Below are 6,000 nucleotides of genomic sequence, written 5' to 3' on the forward strand. Positions count from 1 at the left end.
TTCGATACAACTGAGTTTCGTAACAACCTCGGAACTTGACTCCTGCCATGCGGCCCGGCGAGCCGGCCGAAGACGATCGGAAATGGGTGCAGGGAGAAACCGAATGGGTTTCTCCCTGCCGCACGATGAGCGCGAAAAAGAAGAGGCCGCAGGTTCGCGGCCTCTTTGATTTGTTTGGTTCTAACCAAGAATGCACTTGCTCGTGAAGGCTTCTCAGTAACCCTGCAAGCGCCCCATGGGGCCGCCAGTACTATTGCCGCTTGAGTGTGACTAAAGATTCTCCAACGGATCCGTGATAAACGCTGCATAGGGTCAGCTCCCTATTCGGGGACCTCATCACAATTGGGGCTTGTGGTTATGTCTCCGTTTGCTGTGGTGTAGCCTATTCGGACTTGCCGTCGACAGATGTTTACGGGACACTCTGCCAACCCATAACTAGAGTTGGTTAGGCATCATCGTTGGTGAACAATGCAAGATTGCTTCGCAGAACAATATGCGGAGCTAAGCGGGTCAATACCTTGGGCATTACGCCATCCACCAAATAGTCGACGAGAAGGTCGAGCGCTGCTTTGCCTTGGATAAAAGGTCTCTGGTAGAGCGTGGCCAGAACCTTCCCAGACTGGATGTAAGGAACAATCTCTGGGAATATGCCCGTGGTGATGACCTGTATCTCCCCGAGCAGGCGTCTTTCTTCGAGCGCTCGTAGTACCGGGAGGCTGTTGTCCGTGCTGATATAGACTCCTCGCGGAAGCGACGTGCTCGTAAGCAGCTTCTTGGCCAGTAGATATGCATCTCTAGGCTTTCCATGAGTTTCATTGACTGGAAGCAACGTGAGGTTTGGAGCGAGTGTGGCCAGACCGTCTCGAAAGCCACGAAGTTTCTCGGCATGATCCAGAATTGCCAACGTTCCTGTAAAGGCTGCCAATTCGCCGCTGCCCTGAATAATGCGAGCAAAGAGTTCCGCAGCGATTGCGCCACTCGTGTACGCATCAGTGGTAACGCAGGCCAAGCGTCCGCTCTTTGGGGAGTCATCTGCAATGCAAATAACCGGAACCCCTTTGCGTGCCAATCTCCGGAGTTCAGGTTCTGTAAGAGCCGGGTTGCCAGGAGTGATGAGAATGCCATCGAATTTCTTGTCGGTATCGGCAGCGAGTAGCTCCATGCCTCCATCATCGAGTCTGGCAAACGTCCTGAATATCAGCTCGAGATTTACGCCACTTACTGCCGATGCTGCAGCACGAACACCGGCACGCAAGGGATCGAAGAACGAGGCTGCGTGACGAGGAGAGTAGACACCAATGCTCAGCGTACGGCTGAGTTTGAGAGAACGGGCCACAACATTTGGTCGATATCCAAGTTGCTCGACCTTTTTGAGCACCCGATCGCGTGTTTCAGGACTGATTCTTGATCGCCCGTGCAACGCACGATCCACGGTTCCAATTGAGATGCCCAACGCCTGAGCGATGTCTTTTATGCTGGACCGTTTCATGCTGAATACCTGGAAGTTCGATTGTACGGGATGGCCGAAGCCCGGAAAGGAGAAGGAAACTTCGGGCTGCTGACTTCGGAAAGAAGCTTTAAGTTAGCGCATATAGAACCTATTCCGGAAAATGGAGTTGCACGTTCGGTCTGCCTTTTCTGACAAATAGCCTTGGTTGGCCGAGATATGAGGTCTCCATCTGCATGTCTCCAGAAATAGGTCTTGACTTGCTTTCAGCCTGGATAATACTATTCATCGTGCTCCAATGCGTGTACGATAACGCATAAGATATAGGGATTGCAAATCGTGTCGCCTCCCAGGCTGAAGTGGCTGGCGCTAGAGTCGATCACAAGATGAACTTGGCATTTACGGAGGCTTTTCATGGAATTCCTGCAACGTCTCAGGTTCTGCATTTTGCACAATCGCTCTTTCAGCCGCATCTTGGGACGGTTGTCCTCCCGCGGGACACGCTCAATGATGCATGTCTGTTTTCTTGCCCTGCTAGCCTTGGTCGCTTCTGCCGCACATGGGCAGGTGACCGGACTCGCTCAGATTCAAGGCACAGTAGTCGATGCGACCGGAGCTCTTGTAGCGAATGCCACTGTTACCCTAACTAATACCGCGATGCAGCAGACTCGGACCTCGGTCACCGACAGTGCAGGCACCTATCTGTTCCCTAACATTCCTGTCGCCACATACAACCTCAAGGTCTCCGCCCCCGGATTTCAAACCTATTCCAGAACTGGCATTGTGCTTGAGGTCGGCAGCAGCATCTCCATCAACGTCACGATGACTGTCGGCCGCACCGACCAGCACATCGAAGTCCAGGCCAGCGGTCTTGCCCTCCAGACTGAGGACAGCAGTTTCAAGCAGACCATTGACCATCAGACCATGACGGAGATGCCCCTCAATGGCCGCCAGATGACCGCGCTCATCACCCTCTCCGGCGGTTCCAGCCCCGCGCCTTCGGGCGACTTCACGGGCAGCAAGTACTCTTACCAGACCGTCGCCGTCTCAGTCGCCGGTGGCATGGGTAACACCACCGAATGGAAGCTCGACGGGGGCGACAACAATGACTATATGGGCAACGGTAATCTGCCCTTTCCCTTCCCCGACGCAGTCAGCCAGTTCAGCGTCGAGTCCACCGTCCTCGGAGCGCAAAGCGGCAGCCAGCACTCCGGTGGGCTTGTCAACGTGATCACCCGCTCCGGAACCAACGCCTACCACGGATCTGCTTTTGAGTTCATTCGTAACAACTACATCAACGCAACCAACTTCTTTGCTACGTCGAAGGACACGCTCCATCAGAACCAGTTCGGCGGAACCTTCGGCGGCCCCATCCTCAAAGACAAGCTGTTCGCATTCGCTGGCTATCAACGTACCGTGGCCAAGCAGGCGACGTCCAATGTCAGCATGTATATCCCCACCGCAGCAAATCTCGCTGGAGACTGGTCCATCACCGATCCGCCGCCAGGTTCGCCTGCCAACACGTGCGGTGCACCGCAGCAACTCTATGACCCCATTACCGGCGCCGCAATCCCCGGCAACAAATACGCAACCGCCCCGTCTTACAATGCGCAGGCCCTCGCGCTGTACAAATATTTACCAAAAATCAACCCGGCCGTAGACACAGCCAATTGCGGACGCGTCTCCTTCGCCGTCCCTTCCCAGGTATTCGACAACCAGTTTGTCACCAGGGTTGACTACAACATTAACCAGAAACACAACCTCTATGCCCGCTACCTGATCGATGGCTATCAGGCACCTTCGTTCTACTCGCCGACAAACATCCTCATCACCTATCTGGCACCCGGCAACTACGAGCGCGTGCAAACCGCCACGATCGGCGAAAACTGGATTATCAGCCCGCGCCTCGTCAATTCTCTGCATATCTCAGGGAGCAAACGTGTCGACCTTCGCCAATCCGCCCCTGGCATCAACGCCAACAATATCGGAGTCGACATAAGTACCACCGAGCCAACCGGCCTACAGATTAGCGTTTCAACCGCCGGAAAGAATCACGCCTGGAGCGCCTACTGCGGTACCTGTGCACCAGGACACTTCAATGTCAACAGCGAAGGGATTTCTGACGATGTGACCTATATCAATGGCAAGCACCAGTTAGTCTTCGGCGGGGAATACGTCCGAGCCCAGTTCAACCAGATCCAGGCCTACGAATCAAATGGCGTTTTTACCTTCAACGGCCAGTACAGTGGAAGCGGACCAAGCGGTGGAAATATTCTCGGCGATTCCAATCTCGACTTCCTCATGGGATCGATGAGCGGCTTCGCACAAAGCAAGCAGCAGCAAATCTTCCTGAGTGCGCCGTTCCCAAGCCTTTACGTCCAAGAGACTTATCACGCGAGCAAGAGGCTCACGCTCGTAGCTGGCATTCGTTGGGCTCCGGAATTCATGCCCGTCGAAAAGATTAACCGCGGGGCGAACTTCGATGCGGCGTCCTTCCAGGCCAACAAAGTCAGCTCCGTTTTTCCGAACGCTCCTGCCGGCGTGTTTTATTATGGCGACCCAGGCGTGTCCAGAGCCTACACAAAAGCCTCGCCCTGGCAGTTCAATCCCAACTTCGGAGCCTCTTGGGATCCGTTCGGCGATGGCAACACGGTCGTCCGTGGAGGCCTTCAGGTGGCCTATGATGCAGCCAACCTCTTCACGGCGGCGCACATGAATATCAATGCTCCGTTCGACACCGCTAGCAGCCCCAACACAGGTGCGCAGCTCTGTTTCAGTACGCCATGGCTTGTCGGTGGAGTCGGTGTCGGATGCTCGCAGGTCGGAGGAACCAACATAAGTCCATATCCTCAACCGATTATTCCAACGCCGGCTCAGGCTGTATTCCCGGCGCAATCGTCGTGGACGTTTCTGCCAACCAAGTTCCACGTCGCCGACTCGCTGCAATGGACATTCAGCATTCAACACTTGTTCTCGCGCGGCTGGCAGGCACAGATTGACTACATCGGGAGCAAGACCTCGAACATGCCCATCGGCACTCCGATTTCTCCCGCCATCTATACTCCGGGAGTTTGGGGACCCGGCGGGACGGGCTGCGGCGGCGTCGTCACAACCGGTCCTGCTGCGCATGCGGCCGGCACGCCGGGCGCGGTGGGAACCCCCTGCTCCACCACCAAGAACCAGCAGGCACGCTTTGCTCTGACTGAAGCCAATCCGAGCCAGGGCAACCAAATTCTTGGTGGCAGTGGTTCCTATCTCGTCAACAACCTTGCCTGGGCTAACTACAACGGTGTAGTGGTTTCACTTCAGCACCGCCTCTCTTCCACCTTCAGCATGATGTCAAACTTCACCTGGTCTAAGTGTCTGAATATCGCCGATGCCAGTGGTGACGTCGGTGGCGTTACAGAGGAGAATCCATACAACCTTCACATGGATTACGGACGATGCGGCTCTGACTATGAGCGTATCTTCAACACGGCGATAGTTGCCAAGAGCTCGTTCCCATTGCACGGCATTGCGAAGCTGATCGCCAACGACTGGGAACTGGCGCCACTTTTCCATATCTTGAGTGGCGCGCCGTTCAACATTACCCAGGGCTCCGACGAATCTCTCACAGCCATCGGCAACGACCGCCCCAACCGCGTTCCCGGAACCCCAGCCGTCAAATGGGTTAAGATGCGTTCTGGACCCGGTGAGGCAAATCGTGGCTATCTCAACCAGGCTGGCTTCACACTCAACACCGTCCCCGGCACCTACGGAAATCTGGGCAGGAATGTCGTAAGCGGCCCCATGACCTTCCAATTTGATTCTCAGATCTCACGCATCTTCCCTATCAGGGAGAAGGTATCGTTGGTGTTCCGCCTTGAAGCCTTCAACGTCCTCAACCATCCTTCGTTCAGCAACCCGAGTGCAAGCAATCCCTCGTCCGGCAACTTCGGCCAGATATCTGGAACAAGCATCGGCGCCAGAATCTTCCAGGGGTCGTTCAAAGTGGCCTTCTAGAGCGAAGTTGAATGGTCCCAAAGTTCCGGTCAAATTGGCAAAGTGCCTCGCTGTAGTCAACAAGCGGGGCACTTTACCGGGCTCTCATCGTTCCGCATCCTAGTTTCACTGGAGCGATTTTTCAATTCGACGGCTTTCCGTACATCGTCGTGCAAAGACAGCGTGAGGATCTCGGGCAGCGTTATTCCGATTGCACGTACATCCTTCGAACCACGTCTCTTGATGGACTTCGGAATTGGCTCCACAGTCAGTTCCCATCCGTCATGTTTCCAAACGAATCGCCGCATGGAGTCGATCTGAATCGTTTGTTTTCTTGGTGCCGGGAGGGGGGCGAACCCCAACGAGGTTGCCCTCGGCGGATTTTTAGTCCGCCGAGTCTGCCAGTAAAATTCTTATTGTCAATAAGATAACTTTAGAGCATATTACCTTTTACTGTAGCGGTGCGAAGGGGAGTCTGAACCAAGCGTTTGCGTCTTTGGCGGTGATGGTGGGGAGTAGTTGGGCGATAGCATTGTGGAGAGCTTGTTCGGAGCGTGCGCCTATGGTTCTGA

The 6,000-nt window shown here is 54.9% G+C and carries 2 protein-coding genes; one reads left to right on the plus strand and one right to left on the minus strand.

The genetic code is table 11. The annotated features are described in order from the left end of the window. Nucleotides 1–445: 445 nt before the first annotated feature. Nucleotides 446–1,489, minus strand: coding sequence for a LacI family DNA-binding transcriptional regulator (locus VFU66_RS01405; RefSeq protein WP_326444437.1), 1,044 nt, complete (start codon nucleotides 1,487–1,489; stop codon nucleotides 446–448). Nucleotides 1,490–1,861: 372 nt separating this feature from the next. Between VFU66_RS01405 and VFU66_RS01410 the strand changes: the two genes are divergently transcribed. After that, nucleotides 1,862–5,449, plus strand: coding sequence for an outer membrane beta-barrel protein (locus tag VFU66_RS01410; protein WP_326444438.1), 3,588 nt, complete (start codon nucleotides 1,862–1,864; stop codon nucleotides 5,447–5,449). Nucleotides 5,450–6,000 lie beyond the last annotated feature (551 nt).

The organism is Edaphobacter sp. (assembly GCF_035763405.1).
GTDB lineage: Bacteria > Acidobacteriota > Terriglobia > Terriglobales > Acidobacteriaceae > Edaphobacter.